Consider the following 3,640-nt stretch of genomic DNA (forward strand, 5'->3'; position numbering starts at 1 on the left):
TCAGATAAGGCTGTGGGCTCTTGAGCCACTGACCCAGGCGAAACGAGATGAGCGCCCAGCCCGTGGCCACACCACCGCCGCCTTGCTGCGCGGCCGGCTTGTCGGCCGAGTGCGGGTGCTTCACGCGGGCGGCCACCTGGGCCGGCGCGGAGAACTCGCGCGTGATCATGGTCGCGAAGCGGCTCATGATCACGTCGCCGGTGGCAGGCGACTGTTCGATGAGCTTCATCAACTCGTCGCCGTCGATCTGGATCGTCTCGGTGCGCTCCAGGCACACCGTCTTAGCCATGCGACCGCGCTGTCCCTCGAGCACCGCCGCCCAGCCGAACACGTCGCCGCTGCGCATGATCTTGTCCTGCGGCTCGACACCGCTTTCCGGGGCCAGGGCGTGACTGACGCTGCCGGAGGACATGACGTAGATGTCGTCGGGCGAGTCGCCGACGTCGTAGATGACATCGCCGCGTGCATACGATTTCCATCTCGCCAGCTTGGCGATGCCCTGGAGCAGCTCGTCGGACACGGTCTGGAACGGCATGGTCCGCCTGAGCAGGGCGCTGATCTGATCCATTGACTCTCCCGGTGTGCGGGTTTCACCAGCCCCGTCCGCCGACGCGTTCGTGCGCGTCGGGCGGCGGGCGCGAGAACAACTGCGCGCGGCTTACTGCTGCTGCTTGAACTCGCTCTCGTCCATGGCGGTCACCTTGCCGATGGGCGCCGTGAGGCCGCGCTCTTTCAGGATGGCCTGGGTGAACTCGGGCATCACCGCTTCCGGGCGAAGCGTGTCGACGTGGATGCTCTTGATCGAGTGCAGGAAGGTCGTCGATTCGGTGATCAGCTTCTGCACGTCCGGCGTGATGGTGTAGGGCAGGGTCAGGCGCACGTCGGCACCGCCCGCGGACGCGGGGTTCTTGCCGTACATCGAGGCCCACATCATCTTCTCGGTGAAGCCGGTCGCCTGTTCCGATGCGAGCCGCGCCACTTCCATGGCGTTCTTCGGGTCGGCCAGGAACAACTGCGCATCGAGCTCCGCGTTCAGCCAGGCCTTGACGATGTCGGGGCGCTGCTTGATCAGGTCGGCGCGCATGGTGAGGAAGCCACCGTCGAACTCGTTGACCGTGGCGCCGGAAGCAATGCGCTTGGCCAGGCCCTCCTGCACCAGCCGCGAGGCGGTCGGCTCCCAGATCACCGCGGCGTCGAGCTTGTTGGCCCGAAAGCCACTGGTGATGACTTCGATGTTCTGGTTCAGGTAAGCACTGGGCTCGACCTTTTCCTTCTTGAACACCGCCTGCGCGAAGCGGTCGGTGCAACTGCCCTTGGGCACGGCGACGCGCTTGCCGTCGAGCCACTGGATGGCTTCCTTGCCGCTCTTGAAGTCCGGCGCATCCATCTTCGCCAGGAAGATGTTGCACTGGTCGGTGCTCAGGCCGAGCGTGCCGACAATGCGGATGTCGGCGACCTGGTTCTTGGTGGTCGAGACGATGCCCGGCATGTCGCCCACATAGCCGATGTCCTGCTTGCCGGCCAGCATGGCGTTGACGATCACCGCGCCCTGCAGGCCGATCGCGAACTCCACATTGGAGCCCTTGGGCAGGTACTTCTCGTACATCTTCTTGCCGCGCATCACCACGCCGGACCACGAGGCCGTGTAGTAGGGCTGGTAGCCGATCGTGATGTTGATCGGTTCGCCGGGCTTGCCGTAATCTTTCTCGGCGGCGAGGGCGACGCTGGGCGCGGCCATGGCAAAGCCGATCGCCATGGCGGCGTGCGCGGCGACCCTGCGGAAGCGATTGATGCTGAACGTCATGCTTGTCTCCTGTTGTGTAGGTACGAACTCGACTGGCGATGGCTGGAAGAATGCGTTCGGTCGCTTCGTGGTCGACTCTTCGGTTGGGTCGTGTGTTGTTCTTGTCGCAATACCGCGGGTCGGCGGCCCGTTACTTGCCGCCCGACGGCCTGAGGTGCTTGGTGATCAATGTCGAGAGCTGCTTCATCACGAGATAGCCCGCCATCGGTTCCTCGGCGAGCACCTTCAGAACCTCTTCGCCGTTGAGCCGCAGCACCGACGACTTCTCGAGACACTCGGCCTTGGCGATGCGCTTCGGGTGGTCTTCGAGCAGGGCCGCCCAGCCGAACACCTCGCCCTTCTTCAGCATGAAACCGGCCATGCTGGTGCGGTCATCGCGGCCGATCACGAACTCGACGCGGCCCGATTCCAGGACGTACAGGTCGTCGGCCGGGTCGCCCATGCTGTAGAGCGTGCTCTGCGCGTCGTGCTCCTCGCGGCGCGCCAGGCCGTCGAGCCGCGTGATCGCTGCATCCGGCACGCCCTTGAACAGTTCGGACACCTTGAGCGCGCTCGCCTGCACGACGAAGATCTCGCCGCCCTCGTGCTGCAGGTCGTAGCGCTCGAGCGGCGCCTCGGCCAGGCCGACGGCCTCGCCGGTGGTGATGTCCCACTGCCACAGGTGCTGGTGGCAGGTGAGTACGGAGCCGTCGAAGAAGCCCTCGTCGAGGCACACGTCCTGGTGCGGGCACAGGCCCTGGTAGGCGTAGAAGGTGTCGCCCGTGTTGACCACGAGGACCTTGACGCCGATGTCCGTGTCGTAGCTCTTCATCCCGTTCGGCGGGATCTCACTGGCGCTGCAGATTCGGGTGCGGTTCATGCGGCGCCTTCTCAGCTGAACTTGTCGTAGCGGATGTTGGCCGTGGACATTCGGGCCATCAGCAGCATGCGCACGGTGGCATCGACGGCCGGCGGCGGGCCGGCCAGGTACGCCCGCACGCCCTCGTAGCGGCCCTGCATCGCGCGCCCGGCCACTTCGTGGACGAAGCCGGTGTCGAAGGCGATCAGCGGATGCTCGCTGCTAAACGAGGCGCTCTCCTCCGAGAGTGCGATCGTCACCTTCAGCTTGTCGCCACAGGTCTCGCGCAGGCGGGAGAACTCGTCGAAGAAGAACGCGTCCTTCATCGTTCGAACACCGAAGAACACGTCGCCCGTGTGCTCGGCAAAGTAGTTCGCCTGCGCGGCGCGCGACAGGATCGACATCATTCCCGCAATGCCGCTGCCGCCGGCGATGCACAGGAGGTTCTTGTCCAGCGAAGGATAGAAGGTCGCGCTGCCGAGCGGGCCGAAGATCTCCACCTGCGCGCCCGCGCGGGGCTCGGCGAACAGCCAGTCCGAAAGCCGGCCGCCGATCTTCTTCTTGACCACGAAACGCAGCGACGCGGTGTTGCGCTCGTAGTTGACCATCGACCAGCCGCGGTAGCCCTCGATCTCGGGGACGCGGATGAGCACGAACTGGCCGGCATCGAACTCCATCGGCGCATCGAGGTCGATGTCAAGTTCCATCACGTCGTGGGTCAGCAGCTCCGACGAGCGCACCACGCCCTCGATGGTTCGAGGGATGAAGGCGCCGGCTTCGACGTCCTGCACGAAGGCGGCAACCTCCAGCGCGAGGTCGCCGCGCGCGCTGCATTGGCACATCAGGAACTCGTCCGGCCCCTTGAGGAACTTGCGGCCCGGCGCCTCCGGCCAGGCATCGTCGATCTCGCCACTGAGCAGCCGCGCCTTGCAGGTGCCGCAGGTGCCGCTGCCGCATTCGTAAGGCAGGGCGACCCCGGCGGCCAGACCGGCGTACAG

General features: G+C 65.6%; 4 protein-coding genes. All 4 read right to left on the reverse strand.

The features are described from left to right. Positions 1–568 (reverse strand): cyclic nucleotide-binding domain-containing protein (locus tag H0W40_RS19615; protein WP_292449573.1); only part of this gene is annotated, 568 nt, incomplete at its 3' end. A 90-nt stretch (positions 569–658) separates the two neighbouring features. Further along, positions 659–1,804 (reverse strand): NrtA/SsuA/CpmA family ABC transporter substrate-binding protein, encoded by a 1,146-nt coding sequence (locus H0W40_RS19620; protein WP_292449575.1) that lies wholly within the window; start codon positions 1,802–1,804, stop codon positions 659–661. Positions 1,805–1,934: 130 nt separating this feature from the next. Next, the gene (locus H0W40_RS19625) at positions 1,935–2,663 is read right to left on the reverse strand and encodes a cyclic nucleotide-binding domain-containing protein (RefSeq protein ID WP_292449576.1); all 729 of its coding nucleotides are present in this window, start codon (positions 2,661–2,663) and stop codon (positions 1,935–1,937) included. A gap of 11 nt (positions 2,664–2,674) precedes the next feature. Beyond that, a partial coding sequence (locus tag H0W40_RS19630) for a 2Fe-2S iron-sulfur cluster-binding protein (protein ID WP_292449578.1) occupies positions 2,675–3,640 on the reverse strand: 966 nt, incomplete at its 5' end.

Origin of the sequence: Methylibium sp. (genome assembly GCF_013817345.1) — a bacterium.
GTDB lineage: Bacteria > Pseudomonadota > Gammaproteobacteria > Burkholderiales > Burkholderiaceae_C > Methylibium.

Bases quoted from the DNA above. Each gene is read 5' to 3' on its own strand.
- H0W40_RS19620 (WP_292449575.1), bottom strand. From the start codon at position 1,804: ATGACGTTCAGCATCAATCGCTTCCGCAGGGTCGCCGCGCACGCCGCC.
- H0W40_RS19625 (WP_292449576.1), bottom strand. From the start codon at position 2,663: ATGAACCGCACCCGAATCTGCAGCGCCAGTGAGATCCCGCCGAACGGG.